This window comes from Rhizobium sp. IBUN, assembly GCF_000510625.1.
Lineage (GTDB): Bacteria > Pseudomonadota > Alphaproteobacteria > Rhizobiales > Rhizobiaceae > Rhizobium > Rhizobium altiplani.
The window spans coordinates 68373-91012 of record NZ_AZNV01000019.1; the positions used below are offsets into that span (position 1 = coordinate 68373).

The following is a 22640-nucleotide window of genomic DNA, read 5'->3' on the forward strand; positions in this document are numbered from 1 at the left end:
ACGGGAATGGCAATCGACACGATAACGGCGGATATCCCGAAAACGGGGCACTTCAAACGCATCGGCAGCATGCGCGAAGCGGGACTGATCGCGATCATCCTGGCGCTTTGCCTCGCCATGAGCTTCGCCTCGCCACACTTCCTAACGCTCGGCAATTTCCGCGCCATGCTGATGAGCTTTTCGGTGGAAGGCATCGTTGTCGTCGGCATGACAATCCTGCTCATCGTCGGTGGCATCGATCTCGCCGTCGGCTCGGTCGTCTGCTTCGCCATGGTGCTCTCCGGCTCGCTGTTTCTTGCCGGGCTCGATCCATGGACGGCCTCACTGATCGGCATTCTTGCCAGCGGCGTCATCGGCGCGATCATGGGTTTCTTCGTGACCGTAGTGGGGCTCAACCACTTCATCACCTCGCTTGCCGGCATGGTGATCGTGCGCGGGCTGTGCCTCATCATCACCAAGGGCACGCCGCTCTCGCTCTTTACCCTGCCGGCAGGCTTCAAGGCGGTTGGACAGGGCACCTTCCACGGCATTCCCTACGTCATCCTGATCTTCGTTGCCGTCGTCGTCCTGTTCGATTTCCTGCTGCGCCGGGCCACCGCCTTCCGCAAGGTGTTCTATACCGGCAGCAACGAGAAGGCGGCGCTCTATTCCGGCATCAGGACCAACCAGGTGAAGTTCTGGGTGACGGTTCTCTGCTCGACCCTCGCGGGTGTCGCAGGGGTGATCTACATGTCCCGCTTCGGGGCGGCGACCCCGACATTCGGCGTGGGCATGGAACTCAACATCATCGCGGCGGCGGTCATCGGCGGTGCCTCGCTCAACGGCGGCTCCGGCACGATCTTCGGCGCCATCCTCGGCATCGCTCTGCTCTCGGTCGTCACGTCATCGTTGATCCTGCTCGACGTCTCCGTCTATTGGCAAGACATGATCAAAGGCTGCATTCTGCTCGCCGCCGTTTCCATCGACCATTTCCTGCACAAGCGGAAGGCCGCCTGATATGCCAATCGCCAAACTGAAACAAAAGACGACAGCGCCGCGCGAGGAAATCGTCATCGCGCGCCAGATGCACCAGGCGCTCGTGCTGCATTTTCTCGAAGGCCTGACGCAGGCACAGATCGCCGACCAGCTCGGCATCTCGCATGCCACCGTCAACCGGCTGATCAAGCGCGGCCGCCAGCTCGGCCTCGTCGAGATCAAGATCAAATCGCCGGTCGAGCCGCTGGTGGATATGGAAGAGCGGTTACTGGCGCTCGGCGGCATCAGCCGCGCCGTGGTGGTGCCGACCGTATCCGACAATCCGCAGACGGCGCTGCAGGCTGTGGGCGAGGCGGCGGCCCGCCTGCTGATCGAGGAGATCGCCGATGGCGACACCATCTGCATCACCGGGGGCAAGGGTGTCGGCGCCGTCGTCGCCGGCCTGCAGCCCGCTCGTCGCTTCGATGTCGAGGTGATCCCCGCGACCGGCTGCGTGCAGGGCAAGCACTATACCGACGTCAACCACGTCGCTACCCTGATGGCGGATCGGCTCGGCGGACGTTCCTACCAGATCCACGCGCCGCTCTTTGCCGATGATGCCGAGCAGCGGGGCATGCTGATCAACATGCGCGCCGTCGCCGATGTCTTCCAGCGGGCGCGGGAAGCCAAGGTCGCCGTCGTCGGCATCGGCTCGATCCTGAGCTCGGATTCGACCTATTACGACCTGCACCCCTCTTCCAGCGAGGACCGCAAGGCCATCGAACATTCCGGCGCAAGGGCGGAACTGCTCGCCCATCTACTCGATGGCGAAGGCCGGGTCTGCGACTACAGTCTCAACCGCGCACTGGTTTCGCTGACGCTTGAGGAATTCGCGGCGATCCCGACCAAGATCGGCGTGGCAAGCGGCCTCAACAAGGCCAGCTCCATCCTGAGCGTGCTACGCGGCCACCATCTCGATACGCTCGTCACCGACGAGGCGACCGGGGCGCGTATCCTTGAAATAGCATCCGGGGAAGGGTTTTCGGCATGAGCGGCGAGCAGTTGATCCGCGAGATCGGGCGCTCCGGCGTCGCGGCCTCGGCCGTAGGGTTGGGCACCTGGGCGATCGGCGGCTGGATGTGGGGCGGCACCGACGAGGCGCAATCCATCGCCGCCATCCAGGCCTCGCTTGATGCCGGCGTGACCCTCATCGACACGGCGCCGGCTTACGGCCTCGGCCGCTCGGAGGAGATCGTCGGCAAGGCCATCGCCGGCCGCCGCGACAAGGCCGTCATCGCCACCAAATGCGGCCTTGTCTGGCATACGCAGAACGGCAAGCATTTCTTCGATCAGGATGGCAAGCCGGTTCACCGCTATCTCGGGCGCGACTCGATCATCCATGAGGTCGAGCAAAGCCTGCGCCGGCTCGGCACGGATTATATCGACCTCTACATCACTCACTGGCAGGACGTAACGACACCGATCGAGGAGACGGTGCGGGCGCTTGAAGAGTTGAAGGCGGCCGGCAAGATCCGTGCCATCGGCGCCAGCAATGTCGATCGGCCTGAGCTTCGGCAATACATTCAAACCGGATCACTCGATGCGATCCAGGAGCGATTCAGCATGATCGATCGCGGGATCGAGGCGGACCTGCTGCCGCTCACTGTTCAAAACGGCGTGTCGACGCTCAGCTATTCCTCGCTGGCACTCGGCCTGCTCTCCGGTACCATCGGACCGGATCGCATTTTCTCGGGTGACGACCAACGCAAGGACAATCCGCGCTTCTCCGTCGCCAACCGGCAGAAGGCGAAGGATTTCTCGGAGGTGATCCGACCCGTCGCCGAGCTGCATGGCGCGAGCGTCGCCCAGGTGGTGATTGCCTGGACGCTGGCGCAGCCGGGCGTGACCTTTGCCCTCTGTGGTGCGCGCAACCCGGCACAGGCATTCGACAATGCAAGGGCCGGCACGCTCCGGCTTTCGGCTGACGATCTCAAGGCCATCGACGCGGCGCTGGTGGCGAAACTGGCCCACATGGACGGATAACAGGCTGTCATCATGAACCGTGAAGAGACATGGAACGGGTTTCGCAATAGCCCGAAGGTGGATGTCTGCGTCCTCGGCGGCGGCATCAATGGGCTCAGCGTCTTCCGCGAGCTGGCGCTGCAGGGCGTGAACGTGCTGCTGGTCGAGAAGGGCGACTATTGCTCCGGCGCGAGTGCCGCGCTGTCGCGCATGGTGCATGGCGGCCTGCGTTATCTCGAAAACGGCGAGTTCGACCTCGTGCGGGAATCGCTGGTCGAGCGCGACCGGCTGCTGCGCAACGCGCCGCATTACGTCGCACCGCTGCCGACCACGGTGCCAATCTTCGACATTTTCTCCGGCCTCGGCAACGGCATCGTGCGGTTTCTCGGCCTCACCCGCCGCCCGAGCCGCCGCGGTGCCATCGCCATCAAGACCGGTCTTGCCATCTATGATTTCCTGACCCGCAAACGGGCGCTGATGCCAAAACACCAGTTTCGCGGCCGCCGCGACACGCTTGCCAAATGGCCGGCGCTCAACCCGGCAATCCGCAGCGCCGCGACCTATTACGATGCCTGGGTAAGCCACCCGGAACGCATCGGCATCGAGCTTCTGCGCGACGGACTTTCGGCTGGTCCGAACGCGCAGGCCCTCAACTATGCGACGCTCGAACAGGCCCCCGCCGGCCACTTTCTGCTGCACGATGCCGTCTCCGGACAATCGCTGCCGATCAGGCCCGCGCTGATCGTCAACGCCACCGGCGGCTGGATCGACATCGCCAATGGCTCGCTCTTCCCCGAGGATGCCCGTCCCGCCCCGTTGATGGGCGGCACCAAGGGCTCTCACCTGATCATCGATCATCCGGGCCTGCGCGACCTGCTCGATGGCCACATGATCTATTACGAGAACGAGGACGGTCGCATCTGCATCCTCTTTCCCTATCTCGGCAAGGTGCTGGTCGGCTCCACCGATATCCGCGTCGATGATCCCGGCACGGTGCGCTGCGAGGATGACGAGCGCGATTACATCCTGCAATCGCTGGCCTTCGTGCTGCCGGGCATCGTCATCCGCCCGGAAGAGATCGTCTTCCAGTTCGCGGGCGTTCGGCCGCTGCCGGCCAGCAACGACAGCTTCACCGGCCGCATTCCGCGCGATCATTTCTGCACGGTCGTCGAGGGCCGCGATCTTGGCCCGCCGGTGCTCTGCATGATCGGCGGCAAGTGGACCACCTTCCGGTCCTTCGGCGAACTCGCCGCCGACATGGCGCTCGACCGGCTCGGCCGCAAGCGCCGCATCGATACCGCCGATCGCACCTTCGGCGGCGGGCGCAGCTTTCCCAAGGATCGCAGCGACTGGCTTCGGCAGCTTTCCCGCGCGACCGGCCTTAAGGAGGATCGGATCGCCACCCTCTTCACGCACTATGGTACCGACGCTGCCGAAATCGCCCGCTTCCTCGTCGCAGCGGACCAGGCCCTGCCTCCCGATCACGCCCTGCCGCATGCCGGCTACAGCGCCCGCGAGCTCATCCATCTCATCCGCTCGGAAGCGGTGGAGCATCTGGACGATCTTCTTTTGCGCCGCACGACGCTCGCCATCACCGGCGAACTTTCGCTCGACATGACCGATGCCGCCCTCGGCATTCTCGCCGCCGAAAAAGGCTGGCCGCCGCAGCGCGCTGCCGAGGAGCGAACCCGTTTTCTGACCCTCCTGAACGACCGTCACGGTGTTTCGGAGCAAACCCTTTCCGCAAGGAACGAACAAAGGAGTGAACAATGCGAGACGTCAGCAAGGTCCGGATGAACCGGCTGTTCGGCAACGGCCGTTGCCTCGATGTGGCGATCGATCATGGCGTCTGTAACGAGCCGTCCTTCCTTGACGGCCTGGCGAACATGCCGGCCGTCGTGAAGGCGCTGGTGGAAGCCAGGCCCGACGCGATCCAGATGAATTACGGCCAGGCCGACCTGCTGCAGGACCTGCCCGGCAAGGGCAAACCGGCGCTCGTCATGCGTCTCGACATGGGCAATCCCTACAACCGCATCCGCCATCGCGATATGTGGGCCGTGTTGCAAAACGAGGCCGAGCCGCTGATCGGCGCGCTGCAGATGGATGCGGCCTGCGTCGTCGTCAATCTGTTCATGCTGCCGGACGAGCCCGATCTCTTCCGCCAGTGCGTCCAGAATATTTCGCGCGTGCGTGCCGATTGCGAGAAATACGGCATGCCGCTGATGATCGAGCCGTTGGTGATGCAGCCTGTGACGGAGCGCGGTGGTTACATGGTCGATGGCGATGCCGACAAGATCGTGACGCTGACGCGGCTTGCCCGCGAAATGGGCGCCGATATCGTCAAGGCCGATCCCACGACCAACCCGGAGGATTTTCATCGCGTCATCGAGGCGGCGCGTTGCCCGGTTCTTGTCCGCGGCGGCGGCAAGGAGGATCTGTCCGCGGTCTTCGCGAAGTCCGCGGCCTTGATGCGGCAGGGCGCGATGGGCATGGTCTACGGGCGCAACATCTATCAGCACGCCAATCCGAGCGCTGTCGTGCGCGGCCTGATGGCGATCATCCACGAGAATGCAGGCGGCGAAGAGGCGTTTGCAGTTTATCAGCGGGGGTGAGGTTTCGTGGTCCCTTGATCCCAGCGACGAGAAGTGCCGAGCGTATGCGAGGCGATGAGGGCGTGCTGCGGCAATCCTGAGCATGCAGCGTGCCCCCATCCGGCCCTTCGGGCCGCCTTCTCCCAGATGGGGAGAATTGGGGATCGGCGCTAGGCTTTCGGCTAAAACCACGCAAGACTGACAGAACCTTGGGAGGGGTTCGCAATGGCAAAATATCTGTTGGGGCTCGATGCCGGAAACACCGTCATCAAGGCGGTGATCTTCGATCTCGAAGGCCGGGAGCTGGCGCATGCCGGGGAGGAGGGCCATAGCCGCATGCCGTGCCCCGGCCACGTCGAGCGCGATCTCGCCGAACTCTGGGCCAATGCCAAACGGGTGATCCGCACGTGCCTCGACAAGGCAGACATTGCTGCCTCCGATATTGCCGCCATCGGCTGCGCCGGCCATGGCAACGGCCTCTATGCCCTTGATCGCGATGGCCAGCCGCTGATCGCAATCCAGTCCCTCGATACGCGTGCAACGGGACTTGTCGAGGAATGGGCGGCTGAAGGAGTCGGCGACCGCACCGCACCGATCGCCCGCCAGCGCCCCTGGCCATCCCAGACGCCGACGCTGCTTGCCTGGCTGAAACGGCATCGTCCCGACCTCTTCCAGCGCATTGGTACGGTTTTCTTCTCCAAGGATTTCGTCGTCAACCGGCTGACCGGCAGCCGCGTCAGCGAGGTTTCCGACATGTCCGGCGCCGGCCTGCTCGATCTCGCCGCCCGTCGCTACGACAAGGCGCTGATGGCCGCTTACGGCCTTGCCGAGAGCATGCACATGCTGCCGCCACTGATCGAAAGCGCCGATATCGCCGGTCATGTGACGCAGGAGGTCGCGACTGAGACCGGGCTTGCGGCCGGCACACCGGTCGTCGGCGGGCTGTTCGATGTCGTCGCCTCGGCGCTCGGCTCGGGCGTGTCGCGCACCGGCAGCGCCTCGATCATCGCCGGCACCTGGAGCATCAATCAGGTGATCATCGATGGTCCCGACCTTGATGGCCCGGTTTTCATGTCCTCCACCTTCGACCGCAGCCGCTACATGGCGATGGAAAACAGCGCCACGTCGGCCGCCAATCTTGAATGGCTGGTTCGGGAATTCTTCAAGGACGAGCATCCAGAAGGCGTCTCGCCCTTCGATGCGGCTTGCGCGCTCGCGGCTGCGGTCGCGCCGGCTGCGGATGATCCGCTCTATCACCCCTTTCTCTATGGCGCCCAGCAGAACGGCCATGCGCGGGCCGGTTTCTATGGCATGGCTGGCTGGCACACCAAGGGACATCTGATACGGGCACTTCTGGAAGGTGTCGCCTTCGGTCATCGCCAACATATCGAGACCATCCGCAAGGCGGGTGCGAACTTCGAGGAGGCGGTGCTCTCTGGCGGTGGCTCGCGCAGCAGGCTCTGGCCGCAGATATTTGCGGATGTATTGGGTGTTCCCGTCACTGTTGCCGTGTCGCGGGAGACAGGGGCGCTCGGGGCTGCAATTGCGGCCGGCACAGGTGTCGGGCTGTTTGCCGATTTCACCGAAGGCGCCACCGCCATGGTGCGGACCGATCGGCACTATCAGCCCAATGCTGTGCTGTCGGCCCACTACGCCACCCGTTACAGGCTTTACACGGATATTAACGAGGCGATGACGCCGCTGTGGCGGCGGCTTTCGGAGGCCCAAAGCCTCGCAACAGGAGTTGCAGCGTGACCATGCCCATGAATGAAGCGCCCGTGAAACAAGCGCCCATGAATGAAGCGCTCCTGAATGAAGCGCCCCTGAAGGACGCGCCGATGGATGAAGGCGTTTACGATTTCATCGTCGTCGGTGCGGGATCTGCCGGCTGCGTGCTGGCAAACCGGCTCTCGGCTGATCCGAGAAACCGGGTACTGCTGATCGAGGCCGGCGGCTCGGATCGGTATCACTGGGTGCATGTGCCAATCGGTTACCTCTATTGCATGGGCAATCCGCGCACCGACTGGATGATGAAGACGGCAGCCGAGGCCGGCCTCAACGGCCGGGCGCTCAACTATCCGCGCGGAAAGGTGCTCGGCGGCTGCTCCTCGATCAACGGCATGATCTACATGCGCGGGCAGGCGGCGGATTATGACGGCTGGCGGCAGGCAGGCAATGCCGGTTGGGGTTGGGATGACGTGCTGCCCTGGTTCCTGAAATCGGAGGACAATTATCGCGGCAAATCGGCCTTGCACGGAGCGGGGGGCGAATGGCGCGTCGAACGCCAGCGGCTGTCCTGGCCAATCCTCGATGCCTTTCGCGATGCAGCCGAGGAACTCGGTATTCGCAAGACCGGAGATTTCAACGGCGGGGACAATGAAGGGTCCGGCTATTTCGAGGTCAATCAGAAGGGCGGCCTGCGCTGGAACACGACCAAAGCCTTCCTGCGCCCGGCGTTGAAGCGGGTAAACTTGCGCGTGCTGACAGGCGCGGAAACCGAGCGGCTGGAATTTGACGGCAAAGCTGTATCCGGCGTGCGCTTTCGCCTCAATGGCCGCTCCTGTATCGCCCGCGCGTCGCGCGAGGTCATTCTCTCTGCGGGTTCGATCAACTCTCCAAAAATTCTGGAGCTTTCGGGCGTCGGGCGGCCGGATGTGTTGTCGAGCCTCGGCATTCCCGTGTATCATGAGCTCCAGGGTGTCGGCGAAAACCTCCAGGACCATCTGCAGATCCGAACCGCCTTCAGGATCGAGGGCGCGCGCACGCTGAACCAACTTTACCACAACCTGTTCACCCGAGCCGGCATGGCCTTGCAATATGCGATCAGCCGTTCCGGTCCGCTCTCGATGGCGCCAAGCCAGCTCGGGATCTTCGCCAAGAGCGATCCGTCCGTCGCTACCGCCGATCTCGAATATCACGTTCAGCCTCTCAGCACCGACCGGCTCGGCGAGCCGCTGCATCGTTATCCTGCCGTGACTGTCTCCGTCTGCAACCTCCGGCCGGAAAGTCGCGGCACCGTGCATATTACGACACGTGATGCGTCGGTTGCCCCTGAAATTCGTCCCAATTATCTTTCGACCACGGGCGACAGGCTGCTCGCGGCAAATTCAATTCGCCATGCGCGCAGCCTGATGGAAACGAAGGCTATCTCCCGTTTTCAACCGCAGGAGATGCTGCCGGGCCGGGAATATCAGAGCGATGACGAGTTGATCCGGCGTGCAGGTGATATCGCCACCACGATCTTTCATCCTGTCGGCACCTGCAGGATGGGAAGCGATCCAATGGCGGTGGTGGATGCCAAGTTGCGCGTGCATGGGCTTGAGAAGCTGCGCGTTGTTGATGCCTCGATAATGCCGACGATCGTGTCCGGCAATACGAACTCCCCGGTGATCATGATCGCAGAAAAAGCAGCGGAGATGGCGCTGAGGATGCAATAGCTGGATGATGTTTTCTTTGATCCGACTATCTCGCCGCCTTACGATCACGCCTCGCCTCGGCATGCATCAATAACAGCTCTCGAGAGTGCCTTGCCCGTACACCTTCGGGTACCAGAAATCTTCGAAAACGACACAGTTCACGGTGATTTGGAGCATTGTGTCGGCCGTCTGTGCACGGCAGAATTCGTCAAGCACCTGACGTCATTCGCGGCGGCTGTCAGCGGCCGCCTGGCTGATGGCACCTTCCCGCCGGGGCAAAGTCGTGCATGAGATAGGTTGGAACCGCCTCGCAGCTTTTCATGAGCGCGAATAATTCCTTGTCGGACTTGCTCGCCAGTATCCCGGTGCGCACAAGTACCGATGCGAGGCCGACATTGGCTGCGCCTTTGATATCGTGCTCGATACTGTCGCCGATGCAGACGACCTTTGCTCGATCGAGACTCCCCCATACTGACATGGCGTGGCTGTAAATTTGATGATACGGCTTGCCGATCCACTGGACCTTGCCGCCGAGTTCCTCATAGATCCTCGCGATTGCTCCCGCGCCGGGTGCGTTCTTGCCGCCTGCCAGCTTGTGAATGTCAGGATTTGTGCAGATGCAAGGTGTGTGATTGGCCGCTGCGGGTTCCAGCATGCGCCGGTATACATCGAGCGCTATGCGTTCCGCCTCGCTGCCCGAGATGATAACGAGATCGGCATCATTCGATCGAGGCACAGTCGTCAGATGAAGACGGTCCGCGAGGTTTTGGTCATCACCGCTGGAAATTGTGAAAGCGCGCATCCCGCGCCGAATGTCCTCAGAACGGGACAGAATATCAAAGGCGACGTCGCCCGACGTCACGAACCGCTCAAACAGGCCACGCTCGAAGCCGAGGCGAACGAAGCGTTCGGCATTATAGTCGCCACTTCGCCCGGAGTTGGAAAGGACGATCACCCGTTTGCCATTCTCTTTCAGCCTCTGCAACGCTGCAGCGGCGCCTTCATAGGCGCCCTCGTCATCACGCAACACGCCAAACTGATCGATCAGAAAGTAGTCGTATTGATTGATCAGGTTTGCGAGCGATGTCTCTGGAACAGAGCTCATTGGTTCTTCCTTTGCCATTGAAGAATGAGCGCTGCGGTGCCGATTGCAGCCTCCGTCGACTTCGAAGGCTCAAAAGCGATATCAAGTGCGGCTTGCCGCATGCGTGTCCATGTCGGATTCTTCGAGCCGCCGCCAACGGTTCGGACCGATTTCAGCTGCGCGGCACCAAGCTCAACCAGCCTGTCATATCCCAGCCGTTCAATTTCCGAGATTCCTTCAAGCACGGCCTGGAAGAAAATTGCGTCATCCTCCGGGCGAGGCTCCAGGCGAGGGGCATGATCCGGATCGCTGAAGGGGAAGCGTTCACCGCGTTTAAGTAACGGATAGAAGTGCAAACCCGTGGGTCGCGAGAGATCAAGGCGAGCCGTCAACTCGGCGAGGCGGTCATCTCCGAACAGTGATTTGATGACGGCACCACCCGTGTTGGAGGCGCCGCCGGGGAGCCAGAAATCGAGTACCCTGTGCGAGTAGATACCATATTGAGGTGCGTTGATCGGCCGTTCGGAAGCGAGCTTGAGGACGAGCGTGGAGCCGAGCGCGGTAACGCCATCGCCGATCTGCGAGGCGCCGGTTGCCAGAAACGAGGCGCAGCCGTCGGTCGTGCCGGCGTGAAAGCGGCAAGTCTTTGCAAAGCCAAGCTTGGCAGTGAAACCTTTGACGCGCGAGAGCGCAGCACCGGCACGGTAGACCTTGGGAAGAAGGTCGCGATTAAGGCCGGCCATCTCAATCCAGTCCGGCCATTTTTCCCGTTGCAGGTCGTAACCGGTCTTCAAGGCATTGTTTTCGTCTGTTGCTGCTTCGCGCAGACCGAGCTTCAGCAACAGCCAGTCGGCCTGATGAACGACCTTGGATACACCTGGCTGACGGGTAAGAAAGATTGCTCGCGCAAGAGCCGAGCTCGCGCCTTTCGCTGGGCTGTCGGCCGGCGCATGCCGGGATATCTGTTCGACAATATCGCCATCGGGGCAGTTATCATTGTACATCAATGGCGCGCCAACCGGTTCGCCCACGCGATCGAGCGCAAGAACGGTTCCGGATGTTCCGTCGATACCGATTGCTCCGACGGATGCAAGGCTTGTTTTTGCCGCAAGTTGCGTGAGCGCGGTTGACGTTCTTTCCCACCATATGGAAGGGGCGCGGCCTTCCTCAGCGGTGAAAAACGGAGTGCTGGCGAGAGCAACAACCTCACCGTTGTCGGAAATTGCGGCCGCGCGTACGCCGGACGTGCCGATGTCGATTCCTATCACAGTTGCGGGCAATGGATTGGGCGAGCTTGTCACGAGGTCACGGCTCCGCGGTCAAGCGCTTGCCTGTACTGCTCAGCCTCCCAGTTTGTCAGCTCGTACTCGTCCGCTTCGGAAAGATAGTTGACATCGGAATCGTCGGGGATGCGTGCTACGACTTCTGCAAGACATCGAGCCATCGCCTGGCCGCCAGCCGTCAACTCGTTCGACAAGAGTACGCCAGAGCCAGGCACGATGATCATTTTCGGCGGGCTTTCTCCTGTCAGTGCCAAGCTTTCGAGGTAAGCGCTCAAGGATTGGTCGGCGTCCAGGAGGCCGATCTTCACGCCGAGGAAAATCACGTGATCCGGATACATCGAACCGGCTGTCGCCAGCCGGACGCTTTCCTGTGAGAGTGCTAGCTGATGGCTCTCGATGTCGTTTGCTGGAGAGTAACTGCTATCCCGGCTTAGCCGCTCGAGTGTCTCGATGGACGGGGAGGGAACTTGCCGTTCAGGCATTTCCAGTGCAGCGGAGACCTGCTCGATGCGGCGCGCAACCTCGTCAATGGTGGCCCCGGTAATGATGATGCCGTGATTGTACAGGACTAAAACGTCGGGACGCGTTGCGGCCGCCAAATCGACCTCGCGGGCAAGCGGCGTGCCGGGGCGCCTGTAGGGAACCGTCACCCATTTCAACCCGGTCACGTCCAGCCTTGCTTTCAGCAGCCGATCGCGATCTTTCAGAACCGAGAGCGCGATCGAGTTGACGCAGTGGTAATGCGCGACGACTGCCTGGGGCAAGGCCGCGTGAAAGCTCGTCTCGATGGATGGTCGCAGGCCGCTGGTATTCAGTGGCGCAATAACGAAATCGGTGGCCTTTTCGGCGCGTTGGTCGCCTTTGCGAAGGGCTTGGACGAGCGGCGCGACACGGACCGGCACCATGATATCGCGATCCCCGGCCTGAGCGAGCCAGGTGCCGGATGCTTTGACCCACATGGTATCGCCATCCTTAAGCGAGGTATTCCCGCCTGCTCCCTGAGTTTTGAGGATGTCGGTTCCGATCTGCTTCGACAGCGCCAGAAACCGGTTGAACTCGCCCTCCGAGCTACCCACCGCCATCAAGACCTCCGCGTTTGAGATGTTCACTCACAATAATGAGCGAATTTTTCATCGATCGTATGTAAGCGATTGAATATCGTCAATGATGAAGTTTTTGCGTCACATTGGCTTGCGGATGAGGTTTTGTTGTGATTATCTTTAATCATCGGCAGGGAGCGGCCGGGAGGAAACACAGTGAACGATGCCAGCCGGCATAAACTCATCACCGACCTTCTTCGCGAAACACCGTTCGCTTCGGTTCGCGACCTGCAAGTCCGCCTCGGCGTTTCCCCGGCGACCATCAGACGCGATATCGACAAGTTGCACGAAACAGGGCGAGCCAAGAAGGTCTACGGAGGGATCTCGGCTTTCGAAGTCGGCGGCCGGCTTGCGGCCCGACCATACGACGAGAATCGCGATATTGCGGTCGAGGCCAAGCGCGCGATAGCGCAAAAGGCCGCCTCGCTGGTGCGGGACGGTGACTCCATTATCGTTCATGCCGGTTCTACCTGCTTTCAGCTTGGCGTGCTTCTGGCTCGCCGCAACTTGCGCATCTATACCAATTCGATGCCGCTTGCTGCCTATCTCGGCGAACACGGCAGCTGCCATCTCAGCCTTTCAGGCGGCGAACTCTATCGCGAGCCGGGGATCATTCATGATCCGGCCTCGGGTGCGCCCGATTACTTCGCTTCGCGGTTCTTCGTTGGCACGCAAGGCATCGATTCACAGGGGCTTTTGGAGTCACACCCGCTGCTCGTCAAGGCGATCGGCGAGCTCAGCACCTGCGCTGATGAAGTGGTGCTGTTGGCAGACAGCCGAAAGTTTTCCATTCAGCCACGTAACCTGGCTTTGACGCTGTCGCGCGTCGGAACGATCGTGACGGACGACGGTTTGTCCGATGCAAACGCCAAGATGCTTGAGAATGCCGGTGTGACGATCCTCATCGCAGATGTCGGAGGCGTCGTTTGACAGAGCATTGTCCAGTTGCGGTCTTTGACCTCGGAAAGACCAATTCGAAGCTGTTCGTCATCGACGGCAAGGGCGATGTCGTAGCGGAGCGACGCGCCAAGCCGGTGTGGCGCGAGCACGGCGACATTCATGTCCTCGATGACGAAGCTCTTTTTTCCTGGATGCAGGACGAGCTCGGCCAGGCCGTCGAAGCGCATGGCGTTCGCCATGTGACGTTTTCCGCGCATGGCTGCACGTTCGCGCTGATCGGAAAAGGCGAACTTTGCCATCCGATACTTGATTACGAACAGGAGCCTCCGGCATCGGTCGCAGCCAGGATTGATCCGCTCATTCCACCGTTTTCTGAAACCTACTCACCCCGTCTGCCGCTCGGGTTGAACTACGGCCGCCACATTCTGTGGCTTCAGGACAGGGATCCGAGCACGCTCGACGCTACCGATGCGATCCTTGCCTACCCTCAATTCTGGTCATGGAAATTCTCCGGCCGCGCCGCCTCCGAAGTGTCCTATCTCGCTTGCCATTCCCATCTCTGGGCACCGTTGGCCGATGACTTCAGCAGCCTCGTCGACCAAGAGGGTTGGCGCGCGAAAATGCCTGATCTTGTGTCGGCAGGTTCGTCACTTGGGACATACCCCGTCACGGCAACAGGCGAAACTGTGGACGTTATGGTCCACAATGGTGTCCATGATAGCAATTCCGCACTGTTCTACTACAGGTCCGTCGGCTTTGACGATTTCACGCTGATCTCGACTGGCACCTGGGTGATTATCTTCAATCAGGCGTGCCCTTTGAATGCCCTCGATCGTGAGCGCGACATGCTCGCCAATGTCACGGTAGACCATGCACCTGCCGCAACGATCCGGTTCATGGGTGGTCGCGAATACGACGTGGCAAGCCAAGGCTGGACAAAGCCGATCAGTATCGAAGCGGTAGAAGCGGTCATCGCCAAGGGCAGCTTCGCCCTGCCGTCTTTCGCCGCCGGTGGGCCGTTTCCGGGTTCAGAAGGTCATTTCCTCGGACCAGCCGTTGACGGCGAGGAGCGGGCGGCCGTGGCGTTGCTCTACGTGATCCTGATGACGGATCTGTCACTCGATCTTATCCATTCGCAAAACGACATTGTGATCGATGGCGGCTTGGTCAAGGCCGACCTCTATGCACCATTGCTTGCGGCCTTGCGGGATCAGACCGTCTTTACCAGTGCAAATCCCGAAGGCAGCGCCTTCGGGGCGGCTGCGCTCGTATTTCGCCAGTCCAATGTCCGGCCCTTCAAAAATGAGTGTGAGCGTATCCGTGCCGTCGAGATCGCCGGCCTTGGCGACTACAGGCGGGAATGGAGGCGACGTGCGATAGAGCTGAGGCGTGACGTGTCGCAGCCGGCCATGCTGAGCGAGGGGATCCGATGAACCCAGTTGTAGCATCGTCCCCGGCCATTGCTCCCGTTCTCGAAATGCAGAACATCAGCAAGACCTTCGGCAATACGCGCGCACTGACGAAAGTCTCCTTGACCGTGTATCCCGGTGAAATTCATGCGTTGATGGGTGAGAACGGCGCCGGCAAGTCGACGCTGATGAAGGTTCTCTCCGGTGCTTACCTCGCGGATCCCGGCGGTACGATTCTGGTCAGCGGGCGGCCGGCGGTCACCGGCGACCCGATCAAGGCAAGAGCCAACGGCATTGCGGTGATCTATCAAGAACTGTCGCTCGCTCCCAATCTGACTGTCGCCCAGAACATGTTTCTCGGGGAAGAGCCGTCACGTCTGGGGTTCGTCGACCGCGCGGATATCAGGAAGCGCGCCGAGCCCATTCTGAAGCGCCTCGGCATCGGCTTTTCTCCCAATCAGCTTGTGTCGTCCCTTTCCTTGGGCGAGCGTCAAATGGTCGAAATTGCCCGCGCTCTTACCACGGACGCGCGCATCATCGTCATGGACGAACCGACGACATCGCTGACGAGCCGGGAAACCGAAAAGCTTTTCGAGGTGATCGCCAGCCTCAAGGCACATGGAATTGCGATCATCTACATCAGCCATCGCATGGAAGAAATCTACGCGCTTGCAGACCGCGTCAGCGTGCTTCGCGACAGTGCCTATGTTGGAACGCTGAAGCGCAGCGAACTGTCGGCCGAGCGGCTCGTCTCCATGATGGTCGGCCGCGACCTGTCGTCGTTCTATAAAAAGGAGCACCGCGCTGCCGCGCACGATCGCCAGGTCGTGCTTGCCGTCAAGAATGTGGGAGACGGGCGGCGCGTGCACGATTGCTCTTTCGATGCCTGTTCCGGAGAGGTGCTGGCCATCGCAGGCCTTGTCGGTTCAGGCCGCACGGAGCTTGCGCGACTGATCTTCGGTGCGGACCACAAGGCCAACGGCGTCGTAACCTTGAACGGTCAGGAGCTTTCGCTGCGCGGCCCCCACGATGCGCTTAATGCCGGGATTGCCTACCTCACCGAGGATCGCAAGGCACTTGGCCTGTTCCTCGACATGACGATCAACGAGAACATCAATGTCGGTGTGATCGCCAGGGATGCGCGACCAGGCGGGTTCCTCGATTTCGGCAAGGCGAAGAAGCGTGCCGATGACGCCGTTTCGTCCCTGTCGATCCGAACGAAGAGCACGTCCATCAATGCCGGGGCCCTGTCGGGCGGCAACCAGCAGAAGGTGTTGCTGGCGCGCCTTCTGGAGACCAAGCCGCGGGTCGTCATCCTTGATGAGCCGACGCGCGGCGTCGACGTCGGTGCGAAGTCGGAAATCTATCGGATCATCGACGAGCTTGCCGAAAGCGGCATCGCCATCATCGTGATCTCAAGCGATCTGCCCGAGGTGATTGGTATCGCCGACCGCGTGTTGGTGATGCGCGAGGGACACATCGCCGGCGAGGTCGTCGCATCGCCGGACCGACCGATCGAGCAGGAGACCATCATGGCCCTTTCGACCGGTCCGGTCGGTCGAGACACAATGAGCGCGACATAAGAGAGAACCTGAAATGAGCGCAATGCAGAGCGGACAGACAGCAACAGACAGGATGAGGCTGAGGTCGACCTTGACGGCCCTCGGTATGCTACCCGTCCTCATTCTTTTGGCCGTCGGCTTTCATCTTCTCAGCGGTCGCTTCCTCAGCGTCAACAATCTGTCGATCGTCATGCAGCAGGCGTCGATCAACACCGTGCTTGCGGCCGGCATGACATTCGTGATCCTGACGGGCGGCATCGATCTTTCCGTCGGATCGATCCTTGCCGCCTCAGCCATGGTCGGTGTCATCGTTTCGCTGTGGCCGGATGTCGGCATGCTTGGGATTCCCGCAGCAATCGCTGTCGGACTGGCATGCGGCCTCATCAATGGAGTTATCATCGCGTTCTTGAAACTCCCGCCCTTCATCGTCACGCTGGGTTCGCTAACGGCAATGCGCGGTATTGCCCGTCTTCTCGGCAACGACACGACCGTCTTCAATCCCGATCTGCCCTTCGACTTCATCGGCAACGGCAATCTGTTCGGCGTGCCATGGCTGGCGATCATCGCATTGGTGACGATCCTGGTATCCTGGGTGATCCTCAAGCGGACGGTCCTCGGAACCTGGATCTACGCTGTTGGCGGCAATGTCGAGGCTGCACGCCTCACGGGCATCAAAGTGCCGCTGGTGCTTTTGTTCGTCTATTCGATGTCGGGCCTGCTATCGGGCCTGGGTGGTGTCATGTCGGCGGCCCGCCTGTACGCGGCAAACGGATTGCAGCTTGGCCAGGCTTATGAGCTCGACGCGATTGCAGCCGTCATTCTCGGCGGTACCAGTTTCGTCGGCGGCGTCGGGTCGATCTGGGGCACGCTGATAGGGGCTTTGATCATCGCTGTCCTGTCGAACGGTCTCATCCTCGTCGGGGTTTCCGACATCTGGCAGTACATCATCAAGGGACTTGTCATCATCGTTGCCGTCGGGCTCGACCGCTACAGGCTGAGAGGGCTTAGCCGCACCTGAGCTGCGGCTGAAGGAACCGGGTTACCGGATAACAAAGGCGCAGGAGGCGCCATAAGGAGGAAAGCATGCGCATGATCTCTAAACTGCTCACCGCCACCGCGCTCGCCGCGGCAATTGCAATGCCGGCCGCGGCAAAGGATCTTCAAAAGATCGGCATTTCGGTCGGCCTTCTGGGCAATCCATTCTTTGTCGCGACCATCAAGGGCATTGAAGACCGAGCCAAGGAAATCAATCCGAATGTTCAGGTGACCTCCGTTTCTGCCGATTACGACCTCAACAAGCAGGTTTCGCAGATCGACAGCTTCATTGCCGCAGGCGTTGACATCATCATGCTCAACGCGGTCGACGCCAAGGCAATTGCACCGGCCGTCAAGAAGGCTCAGGCCGCCGGCGTTATCGTCGCCGCCTTTGACGTGTCCGCACCCGGTGCAGACGTCACTGTCATGACGAACAACGTCAAGGCAGGCGAAGAAGCCTGCCAGTACATCGTCGACAAGCTCAGCGGCAAGGGCAATGTTGTCATCATTAACGGCCCGGCCTCGTCCTCGATCCTCGATCGCGTCCAGGGTTGCAAGAACGTCCTGTCGAAGAGCCCTGACATCAAGATCCTCTCTGACGACCAGAACGGCCAGGGATCGCGCGATGGTGGTCTTGCGATCATGCAGGGATTGCTGACGCGCTTCGACAAGATAGACGCCGTTTTTGCAATCAACGATCCGACCGGCATTGGCGCAGAGCTTGCCGCAAAGCAGTTGAACCGGAACGAGTTTTTCATCACCGCAGTCGATGGCGCTCCTGATATCGAAAAGTCGCTCGCCAGCGGCAACTCGATGATCAAGGCCTCCGCTTCGCAGGATCCCTACGTCATGGCCGGCGACTCGCTGAAGATGGCCGTCGACGTCCTGAATGGCAAGAAGCCGGCCGAAACGACGGTGCTTCTCGACCCGAAGTTGATCACGGCTGAAAACCTCAAGGACTACAAGGGCTGGACGGCAGCCCGCTAAGGTCTCCTCCCGAGTGGCCCGCCGTTGCCGCGTGCACGGCGGGTCGCCTTCCCTCAATGAAAATCTCAGGAAGCGGTTTGCCCATGTCCAAGATCGGTGTCCACTCATTTGTCTGGAGTGCCGGCTCGTCGAAGGATGAGCTCGATAAAGCTCTATCGAGGTCCCACGAACTTCAGTTCAAGCTTATCGAGTTTTCGTACCTCGATCCGAAACAGGTGGACGTGAAGTGGCTGGCGTCTCGCATCGAGGAACTTGGCCTTGATGTCGCAATCAGCATGGGGCTGCCCTCAGAGGGTGACATCTCCAGTCATGATCCGGCAGTTGTTGCCAAGGGCGAGGATATTCTCGACCGCGCTGTGGCACTCGTGCGCGATCTGGGCGGTACCAAGCTTGCCGGCATACTGAGCTCGGCCCACGGCAAGCAGGAACATGCGCTGACAAAGAAGGGATGGGATACGAGCGTCGCCACCCTGTCGAGAGTGGCAGATCGAGCCAAGGCTGCCGGCGTTACGCTAAACCTCGAAATCGTCAATCGCTTCGAGAGCAATATGCTCAATACGGCGGCGCAGGGGATGGCCTATATTTCAGATACAGGCGCTGCGAACGTCTTTCTGCATCTCGATACCTTCCACATGAACATCGAAGAGGCCGACGTCGGCCTTGCAATCCGTCACGCCGCGGACAAGATCGGCTATGTCCATATCGGGGAAAGCCACCGCGGTTACCTCGGTACCGGAAATATCGATTTCGCCACCATCTTCGACGCTCTCGTGGCGATCGGGTGGGATGACTATGTAACCTTTGAATCCTTCTCCACTACGATCGTCGACAAGGACCTTTCATTGAAGACTGCCATCTGGCGCAATCTCTGGGACGACAATGTTGCGCTTGCCAGGCATGCCCGTCAATTTGTCGAACTTGGGCTGGAAACCGCCAAGCGCAGGGCCGAACTGGTCAAGCAGACGCACTTGACGTGGTCATAGGAAGGGGCCGCTTAACCGCATACCCGTAGGCGCATGGAGTGACGGCTTTTCAATCGCACGGACCGTCCCCGGAACGGCTGGCTTCGCGCATAGCCGTTCGTCAGGAGGTGCGGCGCCAGACAGACCGGTTGTCCTTTCGCCGTCTGGGCGGCTCGGTCAGGCGAGATTTGGTTCCATGCTTTTTGTGTAGACGCCGGCGATATCCGGACAAAGTTCGCCGCCCGCCTTGGGTAATCCATTGGCTAGGTCGTTCCCAAGCGATTTGTTTTGCGCCACTCTTCGTACTCTCCGCGGGCATCGTCATGCAGCGGATAGTAGCGCTGCAACGACCCGCCCTCCATGAGTTTCATTCGCGAAAACTCCTCCCAATCGTGATGCTTTTGCGATTCTTCGATGACGCTCGCAGCCATTGCGACTGGAAGCACGACCACCCCGTCATCGTCGGCGACGATGATGTCTCCGGGGATTACCGTGACACCGCCGCAGGCAATCGGAACGTTGACGGCGTTGGGATAGATGCCGGTCTGCACATGATAGTTGGGCGTCCAGCCGCGCAGCCATAGAGGCAGATCCAGCTTCTCGACATTGGGCCGGTCGCGCATGCACCCATCGATCACGATGCCAGCGCCGCCTCTCCCTTTGAAATAGGTCGACATCATATCGCCGAAGACCCCCGAGCTCATGTCGCCGCGCGCATCGACGACGACCACATCGCCCTCCTGCACGTGATAAAGCACATGGCGGTGCAACTGCGTCTCCGGATCTGCATATTCTCCCTCGGTGAAGAGGTCGGGCCGCTGCGGCATGAATTGAAGCGTCAGGGCCGGCCCGACGATCGACTTGCCGTGATTTTGCGGCACGGGACCGACCATGTGCGGATTGCGGAAGCCCATGTGGCCTAGCGTGCCGGAGATCGTCGCGGCACCGATTTCCTTCAATGCGTCGATCATCTCTCTGGGCGGTCGCGTAATCTCGGGCATATGTGTCATTCCAGGCTCCCGTTGGATGAAACTACCAGTTTGTGACAGAACCGTCGCGGCGCTTCAGGTGAGGCGCTTCCCAGAAACGAAAGCTCTCTGCCTTGACTGCCTCTTCGTTGACCTCGACGCCGAGCCCTGGCAGATCGCTGACCGGATAGTCGGAGCCGTCGAGCCTTGGTTGCACGGGGAAGAAGTCGGAATTGTCGAAGCCCAGCTTTGCTTCGGGCGCCCTGGTCTCGAGCCAGGCGAAATTCGGTACCGCGGCGGCGAGATGGATGGTCGCGGCGGTGCAGACTGGGCCGAGGGGATTGTGCGGCATCAGGTCCACATAGTGCGCCTCGCTCCAGCCGGCGACCTTCATCGCCTCGGTGAGCCCGCCAACATTGCAAACATCGAGTCGGTTGAACTGATGGATGCCACGCTCGATGTAGGGCAGGAATTGCCACTTGCTGGCAAATTCCTCGCCGATGGCGAACGGGATGTCGGTCATCCTGCGCAGGGACTCGTAGGCTTCCGGTGTCTCGTCGCGTATCGGCTCCTCGAGGAAATCAAGCACGCCACGGCCGAGCTTGTTACAGAAGCTCGCAGCCTCTGCCACCGACAGCCGATGATGATAATCGATACCGAGGACGACCTCGTCGCCCAGCGCCGCGCGCGCCTTGTTCAGCATAGTTGCGGTCGCGGCGATCGACTCCCGCGGGTCAAAGATGTCCTTGCTGTTTTGCCCGACGGGGAAGAAGCGGATCGCCTGCCACCCTTGTGCGCGCAGTTCGCGGGCCCGTTCGATGGCAACATCGCCCTCGGCCTCGTCGCCGGTCGAGGCGAAGGTGGGAATCCGGTCGCGCTGCTTGCCGCCCAGCAGTTCGTATGCCGGCACCCCCAGCGCCTTGCCCTTGATGTCGTGAAGGGCAATGTCGATGGCGGAAATCGCCGCCTGCAGAACGCGCCCGCCTTCGAAGTATTGGCTGCGATAGACTTCTTGCCATATCCGACCGATCTGCATCGGGTCGCGGCCGATGAGAAACTCGCGATAGTGCTCGATCGCGCCGGCCACGGCCTTCTCGCGACCGCTCAAGCCGCTCTCGCCCCAGCCGAAGATGCCGTTGTCGGTCTCGACCTTGACCAGCATCTGGTTGCGCGTTCCGACCCATACCGGATAGGGCTTGATCGCCGCAATTTTAAGCTTCGTGGTCATCCACGCCCTCGGTTCACACGCATCCGCTTGGTCTCAGTCGGCCTTGAGGGCCATTTCCGTTTCGCCGTCGAACAGATGCATCCGCTCCTGATCGAACTCGAGCCAGATCTGTTCGTCGGGCGCCACGGCAATGGTCGGCGGCACGCTGACATTGACGATGGCTCCAGACAGAAACGCCTGTACGAAGGTGACGTCCCCGGTCGGCTCCACCGTGTAGGCCTTGGCAGGGACGCTGCCAGGCATCGCATTCTTGTGCAGCCTGATCGTCGAGTGACGTGCGCCGAGCACGACTTTCCTGGTTGTTGCCCTTGCGACCTTCTGGGCGTTGATTGGCGAGAGCTCGAGGCACCAGCCCTCCGGGCTGGTCAGCACAGTGTTGCCGCTTGCCGTTGATGCCTCCAGCGGAACAAGGCTCATTGCCGGGCTGCCGACGAAGCTCGCGACAAACATGTTCACCGGATGGGCAAAGACCTCTGCCGGTGAATCGTATTGCTGCAGGTAGCCGCCATTCATCACCGCCATCCTGTCGGCCATCGTTACCGCTTCGAGTTGGTCGTGCGTCACGTAGATGACCGTCGCCTTGAGGTCCTGGTGGAAGCGCTTGATCTCCGAGCGCATCTGCACGCGCAGCTTTGCGTCGAGGTTGGAGAGTGGCTCATCCATCAGGAATACCGCCGGATCGCGAACGAGGGCGCGGCCCAGCGCCACGCGCTGCTGTTGCCCGCCCGAAAGTTCGCGTGGCTTGCGCTCGAGCAACTGCGTCATGTCGAGCACTCGCGCTGCTTCCCTGACCTTCTTGTCGATTTCGTTCCTTGGCAATTTGCGCATCTGCAGCGGGAACGCCAGATTTTTATAGACCGATTTCTGCGGATAGAGTGCGTAGTTCTGGAACACCATTGCGATGTCCCGGTCCTTGGGGTCGAGATCGTTGACCACCCGGTCGCCGATGACGATGTCGCCGGAGGTGATGGGGATGAGCCCCGCCACGAGATTGAGTGTGGTTGTCTTGCCGCAGCCTGAAGGGCCGACAAGCGCAACGAATTCGCCGTCGTTGACCGTCAGCGAAACATTGTTGACAGCTTTGAAGCTGCCATAGGTCTTGACCAGATTCTTGAGGACCACGTGGGCCACCGGCAACT

General features: G+C 60.9%; 19 protein-coding genes. 13 read left to right on the forward strand and 6 right to left on the reverse strand.

Annotated elements, in window-relative coordinates; all coding sequences use genetic code 11:
- Nucleotides 1-6: 6 nt before the first annotated feature.
- The 7 genes from RHIBUN_RS0118110 (at nucleotide 7) to RHIBUN_RS0118140 (ending at nucleotide 9004) form a co-directional block, all read left to right on the forward strand.
- A complete protein-coding gene (locus RHIBUN_RS0118110) occupies nucleotides 7-996 on the forward strand; it encodes an ABC transporter permease (RefSeq protein WP_025660627.1) in 990 nt (329 codons plus the stop codon).
- Between the two features lies 1 nt (nucleotide 997).
- The gene (locus RHIBUN_RS0118115) at nucleotides 998-2005 is read left to right on the forward strand and encodes a sugar-binding transcriptional regulator (RefSeq protein WP_025660628.1); all 1008 of its coding nucleotides are present in this window, start codon (nucleotides 998-1000) and stop codon (nucleotides 2003-2005) included.
- Nucleotides 2002-2997: an aldo/keto reductase gene (locus RHIBUN_RS0118120; protein ID WP_025660629.1), complete on the forward strand. Its 996-nt coding sequence runs from the start codon at nucleotides 2002-2004 to the stop codon at nucleotides 2995-2997. The genes RHIBUN_RS0118115 and RHIBUN_RS0118120 overlap by 4 nt, the downstream gene beginning before the upstream one ends.
- Before the next feature lie 12 nt (nucleotides 2998-3009).
- Nucleotides 3010-4773: a glycerol-3-phosphate dehydrogenase/oxidase gene (locus tag RHIBUN_RS0118125; RefSeq protein ID WP_025660630.1), complete on the forward strand. Its 1764-nt coding sequence runs from the start codon at nucleotides 3010-3012 to the stop codon at nucleotides 4771-4773.
- A complete protein-coding gene (locus RHIBUN_RS0118130; protein ID WP_025660631.1) occupies nucleotides 4746-5588 on the forward strand; it encodes a class I fructose-bisphosphate aldolase in 843 nt (280 codons plus the stop codon). The genes RHIBUN_RS0118125 and RHIBUN_RS0118130 overlap by 28 nt, the downstream gene beginning before the upstream one ends.
- A gap of 204 nt (nucleotides 5589-5792) precedes the next feature.
- Nucleotides 5793-7322 carry an FGGY-family carbohydrate kinase gene (locus RHIBUN_RS0118135; RefSeq protein WP_025660632.1) on the forward strand — a complete coding sequence of 510 codons (1530 nt, stop codon included), beginning with the start codon at nucleotides 5793-5795 and terminating at the stop codon, nucleotides 7320-7322.
- Between the two features lie 38 nt (nucleotides 7323-7360).
- A complete protein-coding gene (locus tag RHIBUN_RS0118140) occupies nucleotides 7361-9004 on the forward strand; it encodes a GMC family oxidoreductase (RefSeq protein ID WP_025660633.1) in 1644 nt (547 codons plus the stop codon).
- A gap of 217 nt (nucleotides 9005-9221) precedes the next feature.
- Here the strand turns inward: RHIBUN_RS0118140 and RHIBUN_RS0118145 are convergent, their stop codons facing one another.
- The 3 genes from RHIBUN_RS0118145 to RHIBUN_RS0118155 are packed head-to-tail and all read right to left on the reverse strand — an operon-like array spanning nucleotide 9222 to nucleotide 12432.
- On the reverse strand, nucleotides 9222-10088 hold the full coding sequence (locus tag RHIBUN_RS0118145) for a TIGR01459 family HAD-type hydrolase (protein WP_025660634.1): 867 nt from the start codon (nucleotides 10086-10088) through the stop codon (nucleotides 9222-9224).
- The gene (locus tag RHIBUN_RS0118150) at nucleotides 10085-11368 is read right to left on the reverse strand and encodes an FGGY-family carbohydrate kinase (protein ID WP_025660635.1); all 1284 of its coding nucleotides are present in this window, start codon (nucleotides 11366-11368) and stop codon (nucleotides 10085-10087) included. Before RHIBUN_RS0118150 ends, RHIBUN_RS0118145 begins: the two co-directional genes overlap by 4 nt.
- Nucleotides 11365-12432, reverse strand: a complete 1068-nt coding sequence (locus tag RHIBUN_RS0118155; RefSeq protein ID WP_025660636.1) for a class II aldolase/adducin family protein — start codon at nucleotides 12430-12432, stop codon at nucleotides 11365-11367. The genes RHIBUN_RS0118150 and RHIBUN_RS0118155 overlap by 4 nt, the downstream gene beginning before the upstream one ends.
- Nucleotides 12433-12606: 174 nt before the next feature.
- Here RHIBUN_RS0118155 and RHIBUN_RS0118160 point away from each other — a divergent pair, with 174 nt between their 5' ends.
- From RHIBUN_RS0118160 to RHIBUN_RS0118185, 6 genes are all read left to right on the forward strand, one after another.
- Nucleotides 12607-13380 carry a DeoR/GlpR family DNA-binding transcription regulator gene (locus RHIBUN_RS0118160; protein ID WP_025660637.1) on the forward strand — a complete coding sequence of 258 codons (774 nt, stop codon included), beginning with the start codon at nucleotides 12607-12609 and terminating at the stop codon, nucleotides 13378-13380.
- Entirely contained in the window at nucleotides 13377-14783 is a 1407-nt protein-coding gene (locus tag RHIBUN_RS0118165) for a carbohydrate kinase (RefSeq protein WP_025660638.1), read from the forward strand. Before RHIBUN_RS0118160 ends, RHIBUN_RS0118165 begins: the two co-directional genes overlap by 4 nt.
- Nucleotides 14780-16342, forward strand: coding sequence for a sugar ABC transporter ATP-binding protein (locus tag RHIBUN_RS0118170; protein WP_025660639.1), 1563 nt, complete (start codon nucleotides 14780-14782; stop codon nucleotides 16340-16342). Before RHIBUN_RS0118165 ends, RHIBUN_RS0118170 begins: the two co-directional genes overlap by 4 nt.
- A 22-nt stretch (nucleotides 16343-16364) precedes the next feature.
- Nucleotides 16365-17339 carry a ribose ABC transporter permease gene (locus RHIBUN_RS0118175; protein ID WP_037217105.1) on the forward strand — a complete coding sequence of 325 codons (975 nt, stop codon included), beginning with the start codon at nucleotides 16365-16367 and terminating at the stop codon, nucleotides 17337-17339.
- Nucleotides 17340-17404: 65 nt separating this feature from the next.
- The gene (locus tag RHIBUN_RS0118180) at nucleotides 17405-18343 is read left to right on the forward strand and encodes an ABC transporter substrate-binding protein (protein ID WP_018856007.1); all 939 of its coding nucleotides are present in this window, start codon (nucleotides 17405-17407) and stop codon (nucleotides 18341-18343) included.
- Between the two features lie 83 nt (nucleotides 18344-18426).
- Nucleotides 18427-19326: a sugar phosphate isomerase/epimerase gene (locus tag RHIBUN_RS0118185; protein WP_025660641.1), complete on the forward strand. Its 900-nt coding sequence runs from the start codon at nucleotides 18427-18429 to the stop codon at nucleotides 19324-19326.
- 242 nt (nucleotides 19327-19568) lie between these two features.
- Here RHIBUN_RS0118185 and RHIBUN_RS0118190 read toward each other — a convergent pair whose 3' ends face one another.
- From RHIBUN_RS0118190 to RHIBUN_RS0118200, 3 genes are read right to left on the reverse strand one after another with little or no spacing between them, the layout of a single operon-like run.
- Nucleotides 19569-20315, reverse strand: a complete 747-nt coding sequence (locus tag RHIBUN_RS0118190) for a ribonuclease activity regulator RraA (protein ID WP_025660642.1) — start codon at nucleotides 20313-20315, stop codon at nucleotides 19569-19571.
- 22 nt (nucleotides 20316-20337) lie between these two features.
- Nucleotides 20338-21501, reverse strand: a complete 1164-nt coding sequence (locus RHIBUN_RS0118195) for a mandelate racemase/muconate lactonizing enzyme family protein (protein WP_025660643.1) — start codon at nucleotides 21499-21501, stop codon at nucleotides 20338-20340.
- 33 nt (nucleotides 21502-21534) lie between these two features.
- A complete protein-coding gene (locus RHIBUN_RS0118200; protein WP_025660644.1) occupies nucleotides 21535-22632 on the reverse strand; it encodes an ABC transporter ATP-binding protein in 1098 nt (365 codons plus the stop codon).
- Between the last annotated feature and the right edge of the window lie 8 nt (nucleotides 22633-22640).

Coding starts and splice junctions, on each gene's coding strand:
- RHIBUN_RS0118110 (WP_025660627.1), top strand. CDS start 7: ATGGCAATCGACACGATAACGGCGGATATCCCGAAAACGGGGCACTTC.
- RHIBUN_RS0118115 (WP_025660628.1), top strand. CDS start 998: ATGCCAATCGCCAAACTGAAACAAAAGACGACAGCGCCGCGCGAGGAA.
- RHIBUN_RS0118120 (WP_025660629.1), top strand. CDS start 2,002: ATGAGCGGCGAGCAGTTGATCCGCGAGATCGGGCGCTCCGGCGTCGCG.
- RHIBUN_RS0118125 (WP_025660630.1), top strand. CDS start 3,010: ATGAACCGTGAAGAGACATGGAACGGGTTTCGCAATAGCCCGAAGGTG.
- RHIBUN_RS0118130 (WP_025660631.1), top strand. CDS start 4,746: ATGCGAGACGTCAGCAAGGTCCGGATGAACCGGCTGTTCGGCAACGGC.
- RHIBUN_RS0118135 (WP_025660632.1), top strand. CDS start 5,793: ATGGCAAAATATCTGTTGGGGCTCGATGCCGGAAACACCGTCATCAAG.
- RHIBUN_RS0118140 (WP_025660633.1), top strand. CDS start 7,361: ATGAATGAAGCGCTCCTGAATGAAGCGCCCCTGAAGGACGCGCCGATG.
- RHIBUN_RS0118145 (WP_025660634.1), bottom strand. CDS start 10,088: ATGAGCTCTGTTCCAGAGACATCGCTCGCAAACCTGATCAATCAATAC.
- RHIBUN_RS0118155 (WP_025660636.1), bottom strand. CDS start 12,432: ATGGCGGTGGGTAGCTCGGAGGGCGAGTTCAACCGGTTTCTGGCGCTG.
- RHIBUN_RS0118170 (WP_025660639.1), top strand. CDS start 14,780: ATGAACCCAGTTGTAGCATCGTCCCCGGCCATTGCTCCCGTTCTCGAA.
- RHIBUN_RS0118175 (WP_037217105.1), top strand. CDS start 16,365: ATGCAGAGCGGACAGACAGCAACAGACAGGATGAGGCTGAGGTCGACC.
- RHIBUN_RS0118180 (WP_018856007.1), top strand. CDS start 17,405: ATGCGCATGATCTCTAAACTGCTCACCGCCACCGCGCTCGCCGCGGCA.
- RHIBUN_RS0118185 (WP_025660641.1), top strand. CDS start 18,427: ATGTCCAAGATCGGTGTCCACTCATTTGTCTGGAGTGCCGGCTCGTCG.
- RHIBUN_RS0118190 (WP_025660642.1), bottom strand. CDS start 20,315: ATGACACATATGCCCGAGATTACGCGACCGCCCAGAGAGATGATCGAC.
- RHIBUN_RS0118195 (WP_025660643.1), bottom strand. CDS start 21,501: ATGACCACGAAGCTTAAAATTGCGGCGATCAAGCCCTATCCGGTATGG.